This window comes from Ruicaihuangia caeni (genome assembly GCF_040536845.1).
GTDB classification, from domain to species: Bacteria; Actinomycetota; Actinomycetes; order Actinomycetales; family Microbacteriaceae; genus Ruicaihuangia; species Ruicaihuangia caeni.
The window spans coordinates 2321531-2336645 of the sequence record NZ_CP159582.1 but is presented as its reverse complement, the minus strand read 5'-3'; the positions used below and the strand labels follow the sequence as shown (position 1 = coordinate 2336645).

Annotated in this window: 17 protein-coding genes; 8 read left to right on the top strand and 9 right to left on the bottom strand. The window is 66.9% G+C overall.

The annotated features are described in order from the left end of the window. Positions 1-87 precede the first annotated feature (87 nt). The 4 genes from ABV606_RS10920 to ABV606_RS10905 all read left to right on the top strand — a co-directional run bounded on the left by ABV606_RS10920 (position 88) and on the right by ABV606_RS10905 (position 2676). Positions 88-819, top strand: coding sequence for a hypothetical protein (locus ABV606_RS10920; RefSeq protein ID WP_353987751.1), 732 nt, complete (start codon positions 88-90; stop codon positions 817-819). 199 nt (positions 820-1018) lie between these two features. After that, positions 1019-2107 (top strand): fatty acid desaturase family protein, encoded by a 1089-nt coding sequence (locus ABV606_RS10915; RefSeq protein WP_435415564.1) that lies wholly within the window; start codon positions 1019-1021, stop codon positions 2105-2107. Positions 2108-2128: 21 nt separating this feature from the next. After that, positions 2129-2491 carry a hypothetical protein gene (locus ABV606_RS10910; RefSeq protein ID WP_353987749.1) on the top strand — a complete coding sequence of 121 codons (363 nt, stop codon included), beginning with the start codon at positions 2129-2131 and terminating at the stop codon, positions 2489-2491. Next, entirely contained in the window at positions 2473-2676 is a 204-nt protein-coding gene (locus ABV606_RS10905) for a cold-shock protein (protein WP_281488020.1), read from the top strand. Before ABV606_RS10910 ends, ABV606_RS10905 begins: the two co-directional genes overlap by 19 nt. A gap of 91 nt (positions 2677-2767) precedes the next feature. On the opposite strand, the gene ABV606_RS10900 is transcribed toward ABV606_RS10905, so the two are convergent. Then, positions 2768-3178, bottom strand: a complete 411-nt coding sequence (locus ABV606_RS10900) for a sensory rhodopsin transducer (protein ID WP_353987748.1) — start codon at positions 3176-3178, stop codon at positions 2768-2770. 249 nt (positions 3179-3427) lie between these two features. On the opposite strand from ABV606_RS10900, the gene ABV606_RS10895 reads away from it, so the two are divergent. Continuing rightward, the gene (locus ABV606_RS10895; RefSeq protein ID WP_353987747.1) at positions 3428-3925 is read left to right on the top strand and encodes a pyridoxamine 5'-phosphate oxidase family protein; all 498 of its coding nucleotides are present in this window, start codon (positions 3428-3430) and stop codon (positions 3923-3925) included. A 78-nt stretch (positions 3926-4003) separates the two neighbouring features. Here ABV606_RS10895 and ABV606_RS10890 read toward each other — a convergent pair whose 3' ends face one another. Next, on the bottom strand, positions 4004-4498 hold the full coding sequence (locus ABV606_RS10890) for a flavin reductase family protein (protein ID WP_353987746.1): 495 nt from the start codon (positions 4496-4498) through the stop codon (positions 4004-4006). A gap of 155 nt (positions 4499-4653) precedes the next feature. On the opposite strand from ABV606_RS10890, the gene ABV606_RS10885 reads away from it, so the two are divergent. After that, a complete protein-coding gene (locus ABV606_RS10885) occupies positions 4654-5226 on the top strand; it encodes a PadR family transcriptional regulator (protein ID WP_353987745.1) in 573 nt (190 codons plus the stop codon). 138 nt (positions 5227-5364) lie between these two features. Here ABV606_RS10885 and ABV606_RS10880 read toward each other — a convergent pair whose 3' ends face one another. From ABV606_RS10880 to ABV606_RS10865, 4 genes are read right to left on the bottom strand one after another with little or no spacing between them, the layout of a single operon-like run. Further along, on the bottom strand, positions 5365-6723 hold the full coding sequence (locus ABV606_RS10880; RefSeq protein ID WP_353987744.1) for an NtaA/DmoA family FMN-dependent monooxygenase: 1359 nt from the start codon (positions 6721-6723) through the stop codon (positions 5365-5367). A gap of 52 nt (positions 6724-6775) precedes the next feature. Next, entirely contained in the window at positions 6776-7672 is an 897-nt protein-coding gene (locus ABV606_RS10875; protein ID WP_353987743.1) for an ABC transporter permease, read from the bottom strand. Continuing rightward, a complete protein-coding gene (locus tag ABV606_RS10870; protein ID WP_353987742.1) occupies positions 7669-8631 on the bottom strand; it encodes an ABC transporter ATP-binding protein in 963 nt (320 codons plus the stop codon). The genes ABV606_RS10875 and ABV606_RS10870 overlap by 4 nt, the downstream gene beginning before the upstream one ends. An 8-nt stretch (positions 8632-8639) precedes the next feature. Continuing rightward, positions 8640-9749, bottom strand: coding sequence for an ABC transporter substrate-binding protein (locus ABV606_RS10865; protein WP_353987741.1), 1110 nt, complete (start codon positions 9747-9749; stop codon positions 8640-8642). A 122-nt stretch (positions 9750-9871) separates the two neighbouring features. Between ABV606_RS10865 and ABV606_RS10860 the strand changes: the two genes are divergently transcribed. Next, positions 9872-10855, top strand: a complete 984-nt coding sequence (locus tag ABV606_RS10860; protein WP_353987740.1) for a diaminopimelate dehydrogenase — start codon at positions 9872-9874, stop codon at positions 10853-10855. A 24-nt stretch (positions 10856-10879) separates the two neighbouring features. Here the strand turns inward: ABV606_RS10860 and ABV606_RS10855 are convergent, their stop codons facing one another. Further along, a complete protein-coding gene (locus tag ABV606_RS10855; protein ID WP_353987739.1) occupies positions 10880-11488 on the bottom strand; it encodes a CueP family metal-binding protein in 609 nt (202 codons plus the stop codon). 153 nt (positions 11489-11641) lie between these two features. Here ABV606_RS10855 and ABV606_RS10850 point away from each other — a divergent pair, with 153 nt between their 5' ends. Beyond that, a complete protein-coding gene (locus ABV606_RS10850; RefSeq protein ID WP_353987738.1) occupies positions 11642-13078 on the top strand; it encodes an FAD-binding oxidoreductase in 1437 nt (478 codons plus the stop codon). Here the strand turns inward: ABV606_RS10850 and ABV606_RS10845 are convergent. Together ABV606_RS10845 and ABV606_RS10840 are read right to left on the bottom strand one after the other, a co-directional pair. Beyond that, positions 13054-13662, bottom strand: a complete 609-nt coding sequence (locus ABV606_RS10845) for a cysteine hydrolase family protein (RefSeq protein WP_353987737.1) — start codon at positions 13660-13662, stop codon at positions 13054-13056. The genes ABV606_RS10850 and ABV606_RS10845 overlap by 25 nt on opposite strands. Continuing rightward, positions 13659-15077 carry a purine-cytosine permease family protein gene (locus tag ABV606_RS10840; RefSeq protein ID WP_353987736.1) on the bottom strand — a complete coding sequence of 473 codons (1419 nt, stop codon included), beginning with the start codon at positions 15075-15077 and terminating at the stop codon, positions 13659-13661. Before ABV606_RS10840 ends, ABV606_RS10845 begins: the two co-directional genes overlap by 4 nt. Positions 15078-15115 lie beyond the last annotated feature (38 nt).

Here is a 15115-nt window from a genome sequence, read left to right as displayed (position 1 = left end):
TCCCCCGCACCCGCACGCCCGCTCATGTCGTCGATCGCGATCGCTCGACAGCGAGGTGACGCGTTCCCGAACAGCTCAGGAGCACGAGTGACGACGCTCGACACCACTCAGACCACCCCAGAAGCCGCGCAGCCGTCCGCGTCGGAGGGGCCCGATCGCGGCTTCAGGCTCGCCGACCTCTTCGGCAACACCGAGTTGGTGATCGTGATCCTGCTGGGCGTCGCATCGGTGTTCACCGCCTGGGCGACCTTTCAGGCCGCCCTCTACGGCGGTATGACGGACTCGTCGTATGCGAAGGGCCAGAGCGCGCAGACCGAGGCGGAGTCGCTCTACCTCGAGGCGAACCAGCTCTTCGTGCAGGACGTGCAGACCTTCGCGCGGCTCACCGAGCTCACGGTCGACATGGAGAACCCCGACCCGGCGATCGCCGCAGCCGCGTCAACGAAGTTCGACACTCTGCACTTCGTCTCGGTCGATGAAGTGCTCGACGCAGCCATGATCTGGTCGCAGGAGCAGGATGCGGCCGACGGCTACGTCGGGCCGTTCGACTCGGAAGAGTACTTCGCCGCCCGCTTCGGCGCCTGGCAGGAGCAGGACAGCGCCAGCGCCGCGATGATCGAAGAGGGCGACCTCTACAACGCCTACTCCGACCGTCTCGAGCTCAACACCACGCTCATGGCCATCACGCTGTTCCTGCTCGGTGTCGCGGCGGTCGTCAAGCGCCGGCGCACGCAGTGGACGCTCATCGCGTTCGGCAGCGGCATCTTCGCGATCGCGGCGGTGCTCACCGCGATCGTGCCGGTGACCTGGCTCGGCTGACTGCTCGGCTGAACCAATGGCGGGCTGCGCCCGGCGAACCACCGAGAAGGCGAACTGCCAGCCCCCTCACGGCAAGCGGGGTTAGGCTCGGAACCAGCGATCGGCGTTCTGCCTTTGGCGTACGTGCGGCTCTCGCCGCTGCGGCTCTGGCCGCCGATTCATTGGGTTTCTCATCTCCACCACTCATTCCACCCCTGGTCTGACCTCGACCCTCGGAGCCGTGCGCGGCACCACCCCCAAGACCGACCGTCAGAACATCACGCAGTCGTACACCGCCGTCTCGCGCGTGATCAAGGAATCAGGACTGCTTCGCCGCACGCACCGGTTCTACGCGATGCTCGGGCTCGGACTGACGGCCGCGCTCGTCGGCGCGGGCTTCGGCTTCGTGCTGCTCGGCGACAGCTGGCTCCAGCTGCTCATCGCCGGGGCCCTCGGCGTGATCTTCACCCAGTTCGCCTTCCTCGCTCATGAGGCCTCGCACCGCCAGGTGCTGCATTCGGGCCCGGCGAACGATCGGCTCGGACGGTTCCTCGCGACCTTCGTCGTCGGCATGAGCTACGCGTGGTGGATGAACAAGCACACGAGGCACCACGCGAACCCGAACAAGGTGGGCAAGGACCCCGACATCGAGTTCGACACCATCTCGTTCATCGAGCAGGATGCCGCCAGGCAACGCGGCATCATCGCCCTGATCACGCGCAAGCAGGGCTACCTGTTCTTCCCGCTGCTGCTGCTCGAAGGCTTGAACCTGCACTACCGCTCCGTCCGAACCCTGTTCGCGCGCGGGCCGGTGAAGGGCCGGTGGGTCGAGCTCACTGCGATCGCGGTTCGGTTCGCGCTGTACCTCACCGTGATCTTCGCGAGCCTCCCGCTCGGCATGGCCTTTGCCTTCCTCGGTGTGCAACTCGCGGTCTTCGGCGTCTACATGGGCGCCTCGTTCGCGCCCAACCACAAGGGCATGCCGATCATCGGAGCCGACGAGAAGCTCGACTTCTTCAGCAAGCAGGTGCGCACCTCGAGAAACATCAGCGGCGGCTGGTGGGCTTCGGCGCTCATGGGCGGCCTGAACTACCAGGTCGAGCACCACTTGTTCCCCAATATGCCCCGGCCGCACCTCGCGCGAGCACGCACAATCGTGCGCGAGCGTTGCCAAACGCTGGGCGTGCCCTACACTGAGACGAATCTGATTCGCTCGTACGCGATCGTCATCGAGTACTTGAATCGGGTCGGCCTCGCCGCACGTGATCCGTTCGACTGTCCCATGGTCAATCGGTTCCGCCGGGTGTGAGGCTGTCACCACAGACTTTCGATGAGCGCCAACGAAGGCGCGAATCTCAATAGGAATCGACGCAGTATCTTCATCGCATCACCCTCCGCCGCACATGGCCAGTGCTCGGCGTCGTCGCGCACGGCTCTTCGTGCCGCCGCGCCCTTCACGACCCCGGCCACTCGCCGTTCGAGCTGCGTCATCGCGGCGCCGACGGCCTCCGGCGCACAGGATCACGGCATCCGGTCGCTGGAATGCCTGCTCGAGCAGCGCCTCGTCGCTGTCTCATCGGATGCCGAGCGCATCCCCACGCACGTCTGCGCCCCCGCGGCGCGGCCGAACGGGCCGCAGTCGCGGCTCGACTCAACAACAAGAAAGAAAACATCATGGCCACTGGCACCGTGAAATGGTTCAACGCGGAAAAGGGCTTCGGCTTCATCACCCCTGACGACGGCAGCGCCGACGTGTTCGCGCACTTCAGTGCGATCGAGAGCAACGGCTACCGCAGCCTCGAGGAAAACCAGCGCGTCGAGTTCGAGACGGCACGGGGCCCCAAGGGGCTTCAGGCGGAGAAGATCCGCTCCATCTGAGCTGAATGATGTGGTGCCGAGGCACCACATCTCCTGCGGCGTGCGGGGCGTCTCTGATGACGCGTCCCGCACGCCGCTTCGCCTTGCGCGCTCACCCCGCCCACGCGACAGTCGACAGCAGTGCGAGCGCCGATTGACGCGAGTCCAACCGCGTGTGCTGCACGACGACGGGCACGTCACTGCGGATCACGGCCGCATAGTCGGTATCGCGTGGCACGTCCTCGGGATCGCTCAGGTCATTGAAGCGCTGGTGCAGTGTGCGTCGCGGTTGCACGGTGAGCCGGTACGGCCCAGCGGGTTCGCGGTCGCTGAAGTAGATGGTGATCTCCACGTTCGCGGGAGAGTCCGAAGCGTTGAGGATGCAGGCCGTCTCGTGACTCTCGAGCGCCGGCGATCCGCCGGTGCCGCCAGAGGGGATGTGCCCCTCCGCGATCACCCATTCGGTGCGTCCGATCGCGTTGCGCTGATCGGCTGTCTCGTGCGCTTCCGCCACAGGGTTCACTCCCTCTCCGTACTTCCTTCGCTGCACTGCGCCTTCTGTGCCCGGTGCGGCGGATCGGCATCCAGGGCCTCTTGGCCGCTCACACGCTCACACGCTCGGGCCGCTCACGGCGCGCTCCTCAACGGTGCACCGAGCGCCGTCGCCCCGCCACTACCGAGCGCAGCGCGAGCCGCGTCGGCATGACGACGCACAGGTGATTCCGACCGGGCCGTACTGCCGAGCGCTCGTCCGCCGCGTAAGGCTGGCGGAATGACGCATGAAGAGAAGACGCACGACGACGAACTCGAGATCATCCGCGACATCACGGCCGATGCGCGCATCGCGAGCCTCACGACGATCACCGCGGCCGGTGAGCCGCGGAGCAGGCCGGTCGCGCTCATCGAGGACGAGTTCAACGGCATCCTCTGGTTCTTCACCGAAGATCCGAGCGAGAAGACTCAAGAACTGCGTTCGAACCCGCGCGTGAACGTGGCGATCTCGAGCGACAAGGGATATCTGTCGATCACCGGCACAGCGACCGTGAGCCGCGACCAAGCGGAGATCGACCGACTCTGGAACCCGTGGGCTGAGTCATGGTTCGAGCAGGGACGAGACGACCCTCGCGTCGCATTGATCCGGGTCGACGCGAGCGTCGTCAACTACTGGGACACCGACCGACCGCTTGTCGCCAAGGCGTACGAGTTCGTGAAGGGACTGCTGCAGCCCCAGTCGCCTGACATGGGCGACACCGGCACTGTGCGCATGTAGCGAGCGAGCTCAGCCACAGGCGCTCCGACGGCGACGATTCACTGCCGGGGACGGCGACGATTCACCCCCGGGGCACGTTCACGCCTCGTCGAGCGCGCGGAAGCGACTCTGGTGGAACACGAGGGGCGCGACGTCTGGGAACGTCTCGGCGTGCTCCACCCGCAGCAGCACGACTTGGTGGTCACCGCCGTCATACCGAGCCCAGGGGTCGCACTCGAGCCAGAGGGCGGCACCGTCGATGAGCACCGCTCCGGCATCCGTCGCGCGCCACTGAACGTTGGCGAAGCGGTCGCCGCTGCGCGACGCCAGCGCTCGCGCGAGACCTCCGTGCTCCGCGCTGAGCACGCTCAGCCCGAGGCGGCGGTCGGCGAGCAGAGGCCAGGTGGTCGAGGTGCGGGCGATGCTGACGGCCACGAGCGGCGGGTCGAGCGAGATCGAGGTGAACGAGTTCACGGCGATGCCGACGGGCGCTCCTTCACGAAGCGCGCAGAGAGCCACGACACCCGTCGGATACAGCGAGAACGCTTCGCGGAGGGCCAGCTGATCCAACGTGGCGTGCGCCTGTACTGGCATGGCTTCTTCCTCTTCCATACATCCTCGATGATGCGCCTCTCGCCTGAGCGACGTCACCAGCGTTGATATTCAAGTTTGATTAATCACAACGCTACTAACGTGCCGGGCGGCGCGCAAGCATCTGAGTCGGCTCGGCTCCCCATACGATGAGAGCCATGTCGTCCACCACACGCCTCGTCGTGCTCGGCGCCGTGTACCAGTTTCAGCCGGTGCATGGCTACTTCCTGCGCAGAGAACTGCTGACCTGGCATGTCGACGAGTGGGCGAACATCCAACCCGGCTCGATCTACAACGCATTGCGTTCGTTGAAGAAGGACGGCTACATCAGCGAGGCGGGCGTAGAGATCGAGGGCAACCGCCCCGAGCGCACCACCTATGAACTCACGCCGGAGGGCGAGGTCGAGTTCATGCGGATGCTGCGCCGCGCCCTCTGGACGGTCGAGACCTTCGACATCAAGCCCATCATGGCCACGACCTCGTTCATGTACGCGCTCAAGCGGGGCGAGGTGATCGAGGCCCTGGAGCATCGCATCCATGAGATCGACGCGCGCATCAAGAGCAACGCCTACGAGATCGACGATGTGGAGCGCTCGAGCTCCACGCCGAAATACGTGCGCGAGTTCTTCGAGTACTCGACGGCGCGTCTGCGCGGCGAGCAGGAGTGGGCGCGTCAGCTGCGCGGTCGACTCGAGGCGGGCGAGTACCGTTTCGCCGGCGAGACCGCCTGAGCGCACCGGGCGCCGCCGCTCCGCAGAAGACCACATGCCACCTGCGGCAGCGCGCGGCGTGCTGACGCCGGCCGACCGGCGACGCCATCCGACCGGCCGAGTGTGTGACACCCCAGCCAGCCGGATGCCGTCAGTGCACTACCGAGCTGCTGCGAGTTGCGCCCTGTACGCGGCGCCCGGATGGTCATCACGCAGCACCGGCGAGGGCGTGCCCACCAGGCGCTCGCGCAGGCTCTCGCCCTGGTAGTCCTGGGCGGCGACACCGCGCTCGCGGAGGATCGGCAGCACCTGCTCGACGAAGTCGACCGTCGACATGGGCTGCACCACCGGAGTGAGCAGGAACCCGTCGAGGTCAGCGCGCTCCGCCAGCTCGCACATCGCGTCGGCGACGTCTTCGGCCGTGCCGACCACCGGCTTTCCTCTGACGCCGTACGCGTGCCAGTCCTTCAGCACGTCGCCGACCGTGAGCCCGGCGAAGCGCTGCACCTGAGTCTGCGACATCTCGGTGTGCAACTCCGTCATCGGCGTGTCCGGAGCGTACGACGACAGGTCGAGGCCCGTGAACATGGCGTACGACGCCACCGCCACCTCGGGCCGCTGCGATTCGAGAATCAGCTCGAACTTTCGCTGGGCTTCCTCGCGAGTGGCGCCGACGACGCACGAGAAGGCCGACATGATCTTCACTGAGTCGGCGGAGCGCCCCGCCGCGACGGCCTCGGCCCGGATGGCCCGCACCTGATCGGGGAGCTTCGACGGCGACCCGCCGAGGAAGATGCACTCCCCGTGGGTACCACCGAACTTTCGGCCCCGGTCGGAAGAGCCGGCCTGGAACAGCACGGGCGTGCCCTGCGGCGAGTAGGAGGTGTTCCCGTAGCCGCGCGAGCGGAAGAAGGGCCCTTCGTGCTCGATGCGGTGCACCTTGGCCGGATCGGCGTACCGCCCAGCCTTATCGCGTTCGAGCGCGTCGGGCTCCCAGCATCCTTCCCACAGCTTGTAGACGACCTCCATGAAGTCGTCAGCCATGTCATAGCGCTTGTCATGCGCGACCATGGGCATCCCGAACGCCTCGACCGCTGTCTCGGCCGTGCCCGTCGTGACGACGTTCCAGCCGACCCGGCCCTTCGAGATGTGGTCGAGGGTCGCCATGCGGCGGGCGAATGAGTACGGCTGCTCCAGCAGCGTCGAGCCAGTCACGACGAGCCCGAGGCGCGTGGTTGCTGCCACGAGCGCGGCCGCGACGATGGCCGGGTCGAGGCGCGGCAAGTCGAGCCCCTCCTCAGAGCTGATCGGCAACCGCTCGCCGTCGACCTCCGACCAGCCCCACGCGTCGGCGAGGAAGAGGAAGTCGAGGCGGGCGTCTTCGCACATGCGCGCGATCTTGACCCAGTAGTCGAGCGATTCGAAGTGGTCGCGCTCGTTCGCCGGATGCCGCCAGGTGGCCGTTCCGGAGTCGTTCGCCTGGGCGTTCTCGAAGAGACCAAAGCGAAGCATTTTCATTTCTTTGCTCCTTGTGTGGGAGAGAACGCTGCCGACGCGATGCGGCAGCAGGTCAGCGGGCGACGGTCTCCCCGTCGCTCCACCAGAGCACGCGGTTGCGAACCAGTGCGAGGAGGGAGACGATCAGCACGCCGAGCACGCAGAGCAGCACGATGCTGGCCCACGTCACCGGCAGGTTGGCCTGTGCGGCGGCGATCGTCACGAGCGAGCCGAGACCGGCCTGCTGCCCGGCGGCCACGAACTCGGCCACTGCCGCGCCGACGATCGCGAGCGGCAGCGCCACGCGCAGCCCGGCGAACACGAAGGGCATGCTCCCGGGGAAGCGCAGATCGCGGAAGATCTCCCAGCGGCTCGCATGCAGCGTGCGCATCACATCGAGCGTGCGTTGATCGACGTCGCGCAGGCCTGCGAGCGAGTTGACCAGCATCGGGAAGAACACCACGAGAGCCGTGACGATGTACTTCGGCATCATGCCGAAGCCGAAGGCCACGACGAGCGCGGGCGCGATCGCGACGATCGGCGTGACCATGATCACGACGAAGAGCGGCATCACGGCGCGCTCCATGATCTCGAACTCGGCCATGACCACGGCGATGAGGAATCCGACGAGGATGCCGGCAGTGGCACCGATCACCACCTCTTGCAGGGTCACGAGCATGTTGACCCAGTACATCTGCGGATCGCGCAGCAGACTTGCCACGATCGCGTCGATGGTGGGGATGACGTAGGGGTTGGCCAGCGCCAGCAACTGCCACACGATCGCGACGAGCACGAAGGTGATGGCGGGCGGCAGCCAGATGCGCCACTTGTACCAGCGCCTCGACGCGGGCACGTGGCGGCCGGGATGCCGGGGCTTGCGGCGACCGCTCGGCGCAGCGCTCGCGGTACCGACGGTCGCCGTGGCCTCCGTCGCGGTCAACTGGGCGCCCCGCGCGCGAACCTCGGTCATCGCGTCTCCCCCGTTCCGCCCGCCGCCGCGTCTGCGGCGCCGGGCTCCATGACGGCGCGAAGCTTCGCGCGCACGATGCCTTCGAGATCACGGAACTCGTCGGTCGCGTAGTCGTCGACGCTCCGCGGACGCGGCAGGTCGACATCGATGATCTCGGCGATGCGCCCCGGATGCGCAGCCATCACGACGATGCGGTCGGAGAGCATGATCGCCTCGGGCACCGAGTGGGTGATGAAGATCACGGCCTTGCGGTTCGACTGCCAGAAGTCGAGCAGGCCCATGCGCTGCTGATCGCGGTTCATCTCGTCGAGTGCCGAGAAGGGCTCGTCCATCAGGAGCACGCTCGGGTCGAACACGAAGGCGCGAGCGATGGCGACGCGCTGCTGCATGCCGCCGGAGAGCTGTGCCGGATACTTGTCGATCGCGTGGCCGAGCCCGAACGATTCGAGCAGCTCGACCGGGTCGCGCATCGACCGGCCGCCGTTGGCGCCGCGGTTGACCGACATCGGCAGCGTTACATTGTCGAGCACCGTGCGCCATGGCATGAGGGCAGGCGACTGCGGCACGAGGCCGATCATCTTGTTCTTGGTGGCGGCGCTCACGGGGTTGCCATCGACGGTCACTTCACCGCCGTCGGCGTCCGTGAGCCCTGCGATCACCTTGAGGAGCGTCGACTTGCCGCATCCGCTCGGTCCGATGACCGAGACGAACTCGCCCATGCCGACACTGAGGTCGATGCCGTCGAGCACGAGCGTGCGCGATTCGTCGGTGCCGAAGCTCTTGGAGACATTGCTGATGCGCACTCCGCCGGTACGCGCGGCCGCCTGCACTGCTGCTTCCGTGGCCGTTTGCAAACCGGCTCCCGCCCCGGCGAGGGGGGCCCGGGTGGGCCCGCCCTCGTCGAGCGGCATCGCCTCGTGCGCGAGACGCTGCTGGTCGTGCTGTTGTTGCGCGGGCATGGAGTTGCTCACTCGCCCGGCCAGATGAGCTCGCCGTTGTCGTCGTACAGGCCGGCGACGAGTTCGGTGTCCATCATCTCGCTGAGGGCAGGCAGGTCGGTGAGCCCGCCGTACTCCTGCACCAGCTCGTACTCCGACTGCCACTGCTCCTCGGTCTGCACACCCGGCGGAAGGTCAGGGTTGCTGCGAACCCATGTCGACTCGACGCCCCACGTGCGCTCCTGCTGGTCGCGCGGGAAAGCCTCGCCCTGGTTGTTCTCAGCGGCGAGCTCGCTGATCATGTCGATGCACTCGTCCTTGTCGGTGAGGCAGAAGTCGAGCGCCTTGAGCGTGGCCCGCATGAAGTCGGCAACGACCTCACGGTTCTTCTCGAGGAACTCGCTGTTCACCTCCATGACGTTGTAGGTGCCCTGCACGCCGAGGTCGTCGGGCAGGAACTCGTTGAACGGCTCCCCCATCGCCTTGAGCGTCTGGGGCTGGTTCGAGGCGTAGCCGACGATCGCGTCGACCTGGCCCCGCGGCACGACAGTGGGGTCGTAGTTGGTCATCTTCACCAGCTCGACCTTCGACACGTCGACGCCCGCCTGGTCGAGCATCTTCGACGCGGTGGGCGTCAGGTTGATGAAGTAGCCCAGCGTGCCGCCCTCGAGGTCCTTGAGGCTCTTGATCTTCTCGTTGGCGAAGATTGAGAAGGGCGAGACGCTGCCATAGGTCGCGATGGCCGTGAGGTTGCGGCTATTGGCGGCGGCCAGCATGACGTCGGATGCCGAGCCCAGCGCGGTGAACTGCGCCTGCCCCGAGGAGACGAGCTGCTGCCCGTTGGCACCCGAGGCGTTGATCTCGACGTCGAGACACAGCGCATCGAAGTAGCCCAACTCTTCGGCGAGGAACACGTCGAGCTGCCCCGCGCTCGCCGAGTAGCCGTAGCCGGAGATATAGGTGATGGTGCCAACGTCGGCGTTGCGCTCACAGGCCGCCTGGTCGATGAGCACATTCTCATCGACCGGATCGGAACCGGGAGCGGGGCCGCCTGCGCAAGCGGTGAGGGTGAGTGCTGCGGTGAGCGCCCCGGCCGCGATGAGACCGCGTCGCCGTGCGCCTTCAAGGAGATTGATCACGAGAGTGCAAGTTCCTTCCTAGGCCTGGTCCGTCATTGGATGGCTAGTTCAACGTAACATATTCAAAGTTGAACTAGTTGGGCTTTTTTCGCGACACGCTGGGCGTGAAACGATAGACGACGATGAACGACAAGATTCGAATCGGCATAGCGGGGTACGGCAACCTGGGGCGCGGCGTCGAAGCCGCCATCGCGAAGAACTCCGACATGGAGCTCGTCGGCGTATTCACGCGACGGGATCCCCAGACAGTGAGCGCGGCAGCCGGCACAGCGGTCTTCCCCTGGAGCGCTCTCGCGGACCACCGCGACACCATCGATGTGCTGGTGCTGTGCGGCGGGTCGAAGAGCGACCTCCCCGTGCAGAGCCCCGAGCTCGCGGCGTCGTTCAACATCGTCGACAGCTACGACACTCACGCGCGCATCCCCGAGCACTTCGCGGCCGTCGACGCTGCCGCGGCCGAGGCCGGCACGACCGCCTTGATCTCGGCGGGCTGGGATCCGGGTCTGTTCTCGCTGAATCGCGTGTTCGGCGAGGCGGTGCTCCCAGACGGCGAGACCTACACGTTCTGGGGCCGGGGCCTCAGCCAGGGCCACTCCGACGCGATCCGCCGCCTCGACGGTGTCGCCGGGGGCGTGCAGTACACCCTGCCCGTAAAGGCAGCGATCGAGCAGGTGCGCAGCGGCATCCGTCCCGCATTGTCGACCCGTGAGAAGCACACCCGCGAGTGCTTTGTGGTGCTCGAAGATGGCGCGGATGCCGAGGCAGTGCGCGAGGCGATCGTCACCATGCCCGACTACTTCGCCGACTACGACACCACCGTGCACTTCATCTCTCCCGAGGAGCTCGCACGCGACCACGCGGCAATGCCGCACGGCGGCTTCGTGATCCGGAGCGGCAACACCAGCGCCGAGCACTCGCAGGTGGTCGAGTACCGCCTCGCCCTCGACAGCAACCCCGAGTTCACCTCGAGCGTGCTGGTCGCGTATGCGCGTGCGGTGCACCGACTGGCCGCGGCGGGTCAGCACGGAGCCAAGACCGTATTCGACGTGCCGCCCGGGCTGCTGTCGCCCCGCTCCCCCGAGGAACTGCGCGCCGAACTGCTCTAGACCGACCGCCGCCTCCAGCGGCGATCAGGCGAGCTGCAGCGTCGTCAGGCACGTCGGATCGTCGGCTCCAGTCGAGACCTCGGTCGTGCCGATGCGGCCGTCGTGCTCGACGTGGACCGTGAGCACCCGGTCGGCGGGCAGCCAGTAGCCGATGAAGCCGTTGTCGAAGGTGCGCGTGCTCTCGTCGAGCAGCACCTCGCCGGTCGCCTCGTCGGTGATCCGCACGGTGATGTCTTCGTTCTGCAGTTCACCGACGCACGTGGTGAGGCTGTGGAAGGTGCAGGCGTGCGTGACGTCGACGAACGGTGCCATCGAGAGATAGAACTGGTCGTCTAGCAACGCGATCGGTTCTGCCTCGTCCATGTTCGCCGGGGAGCCGACGAGCAGCATGTCGGGGCGCACCGAGACGACGAGGTCGTCGGGGCGGTCGGCGAGCGGCATCCGATCGAGCTCGTCGACGAGCGATACCGGGTCGAGTCCGTCGAGACCGTGCTCGGCAAGGATGCTGTGCGCCTCGCCATCGCGGCCCGACTCGGAGTTGCCGGCCGAGGTCGGTGAGCACCCGGCGAGCGCCAGAGCAGCCACCGCTGCCGTGATCAGGACTTTGGAACCGGCACGCAATGTCTCTCGCACGCCTCGAATCTAGCGAGCGAGCGCGGCCCAGTCTGGGGCGGCTCTCAGCCGCGCGTGCCCATGTCGGCCAGCACGCGCGGATGCCTCTTGACCGGGTTCATCGCGAGGCGCATACTCCCTGCAAAGCGCCGGGGCCGGCATCCACCCGCCCGAGTGAACCAGGCCGTCGACGCGAGCGATGAGGCAGGTGCCGCCATGCGGGATATCAACTCGGCCGCCGAACTGCAGAGGGCGCTCACCTACCCTCTGGTGCGTCCCGACGATCCGGACTACGCCGCTGCGGTCAGCTGCTTCAACCTGGCGACGAAGCACGAACCGGATGTGGTGGTCTTCCCGACCAATGGACGCGAGGTCGTGGCCGCGGTGAACTGGGCTCGCGACCGGGCCCTACCGATCGCCGTGCAGGCGACCGGTCACGGGCACGCCGAGACCATGTACGGCGGGATGCTCATCAACACGAGCCGCATGCAAGAGGTGCAGATCAAACCGATCGACCGCACCGCAACCGTCGGCGCCGGCGTCAAGTGGAAGAGCGTGCACGAGCGCTCGGCCATGCACGGCCTCTTCGGATTGTCAGGCTCGACCGGCGACGTCGGCGTCGTCGGATACACGCTCGGAGGCGGTCTGCCGGTGCTCGGCCGAGCGTACGGCTTCGCGGCAGACCGGGTGCGCGAGTGCGAGCTGGTGACCGTCGACGGTGGCCTCCACACCGTGAACGCCGAGAGCGATCCTGAGCTCTTCGAACTGCTGCGCGGCGGGAAGGGCAACCTCGGCATCGTCACCTCGATGACGTTCGACCTGCTGCCGATCGGGGCCATCATGGCGGGCGGCATCATGTACCCGGGTGCGGATGCTGCTGAGGTGCTCTCCGCATTCTCGGAGTGGACCGCGGCGCTCCCCCTGCAGGCATCCGCGTCGGTCGCTCTGCTCAGGGTTCCCGACATGCCGGGCGTGCCAATGCCGCTGCGCAAGCAGTTCGTGGCGCACCTGCGATTCGCGTGCGAGTCCACGACGGAGGATGCCGATGCCCTGCTCGCGCCCATGCGGGCGGTATCGAACCCGATCATGGACACCGTGACCTCGACGACGATGCTCGAACTGGACGCGGTGCACATGGACCCGCAGGATCCCCTGCCGTTCGAAGACGCCGGCATGCTGTTGCGCGAGTTCGGCCCGGAGGCGCAGGCCGCCCTGCTGCAGCGAGTGGGAGCCGGCACGAACACGCCGCTGCTCATGGCCGAGGTGCGGCTCATGGGCGGAGCGCTCGCGCACTCCACAGCAGTCGCGGTCCGTGGGTCGACGAGCGGGCACGATGCGATCACCGGTCGCGACGCCGCGTTCTCACTCATGGCGGTCGGCGCGCTCACCCCAACCGACGCGCCGAATGTCAGGGGTGCGCTCGAACGGCTCCTCGAGGCGATGGAACCGTACGGCAATGGCTACACCATGGTGAACTTCCGCGGTCGCCTCAACGGCGTCACGTCGCACCTGCACAGCTGGTCACCTGCGGTGCGCGCCCGGCTCGCCCGGGCCAAGGCGCACTATGACCCGGGCGACCTCATGCACTACGGCGATTCAGCGCTCGCCTGAGCGAACTCGGCTCCCCGACGCTGAGCGCTGCCACCGACCAGCTGGGCCGTCGTCGCGAGCGTGACCATCGGAGACAGCAACTGCATCAGCGCGATCGCTTGCTCGTGCGCTGTGTCGGTGATCCCCGCGCACGCGTCGGTCACCACAGTGACGGCCTTCCCCGCGTCGACCGCGCCGAGCACCGTCGAGAGCACACAGCAATCGGTCGCGACACCGCACACGATGAGCTGGTCGGCGTCGCCAGTGAGCGCGGCGAGCTCCGCTCCCCACTTCGAGAACGTGGGGAGCACGAGCACCTCGTGGCTCTCGGCGGTGGGAAGGGTAAGATCCCACGCCTGCGAGTCCGGCTCTTCGCGGCATCCGGACCAGCGATCGTAGTAGGCGCCCCAGCTTCCCCGCTCGTCGGGATCGCGGACGAACTTCGTCCAGACCACAGGGCCTGAGAACTGCGCGACCAGGCGGGTCACATGCGCGGCCGCCCCCTCATAGCCGCGCACGTGCCATTCGCTATCGGGTGACGCGAACACTCGCTGCATGTCGACGACGACCAGCGCCGTCGATTCGGTCGACGCGGGGTGGATCAATTCGCGTACTCCAGCTCGGTGTCCTTCGGGCCGAACAGGCTCGACAGCGCGGGCAGTGGACGAAGCGCCAGGTACGCGACGACCGCGGCGATGGCACCCGCCAGGTACGACACGTCACCCAAGTCGGCGAACACGCCCGAAAGGGGGCCGGTGTAGAGCGTCGAGGCCCAGAACAGCGACGAGAAGGCACAGGCGAGCACCCAGGCGACGAAGCCCCACTCGATGCCGCGCCGGGTGTCGAAGAGCTGGTCGACCGCGACCCTGCCGAGCTTGCGCATCCGCAGATAGTAATCGAGCAGGAGGATCGTGCTGAACGGAACGACGAGGTACGCCAGGATCAGCAAGAAGTCATAGAAGCTGCCGTAAGGGTTCGTCTGCATGAGCAACGTCACCCCGAGGCTCGCAGCCGCGATCACGATGACCCCGACAATCCGGTTCACCGGGATGCGGATGGTGAGCAGCGAGAGCGAGCCGCCGTACAGGTTCATCGCGCTCACAGGGAGCGTCGAGAGCACCACGGTCCACATGGCAACGGGCGCCCACGTGCCGGTGAGCTCAGCGAGCGCCGGGATGGCGTCGAGCTCGCCGGCGAAGCTCGACACGAGCACTCCGATGCCTCCGAGCCACATCATCGCGGCGAACGAGCCGCCGGCCGTATAGGCCATCACCTTGGTGTGCGAGGTCTTCGGCGAGAGGTAGCGGGAGAAGTCGGAGGCGAACGGCGTCCAGGTCATGACATAGGCGAAGAAGAAGCCGGCGAACGTCAGCCACCCCGCGACATCCCCCATGTAGAAGGGAGCCTCGGGATTCACCCCCACTGCGAAGTCGACCTTCTGGAAGGACAGCACCGTGATCACTGCGAAGAGGATCGCGAGCACCACCGTGGCGACCTTGTTGATCATGTGGATGAGGTTGTGACCCCAGATCGCGAAGACCGCCTGCACGGCGAAGATCACCGCCGCAGCGAGCCAGAACGGCACCTCGATCAGGGTCTGCAGCGCAATCACGGCGAACACGGTGTTCACGGCGGTCCAGCCGATCGCCGAGATGATCGTGAGCAGGGCGATGGGCACGAAGTTCGCGAAGTAGCCCATCGGGCCGCGACCCTGCACCTGCTGAGGCACGCCGAGCTTGGTGCCGATGCCCGCGAGCAGGCCCATCACAATCGCGCCGACGAGGGTTCCTGCGGCAACCGCGGTGAGTCCCTGGATGACCGACAGGCCGAACAGCGACGAGAAGAATCCCGAGACGAGCACCGCGAGCACCATGTTCGCGGCGAACCAGAGGGTGAACTGCTGGCGCGGGTGGCCATGGCGCTCGGTCGTGGGGATCTCTTCGGTGGCGAAGGGCTCGGTGCGCAGCACGGATGACCCGTAGATCGGTGTGCCGGGTTGGTCAGGCTGGTGGTTCGTCATCGAATCTCCTGAGGTGAGGGTGGGGCGTGGGCAAGGAG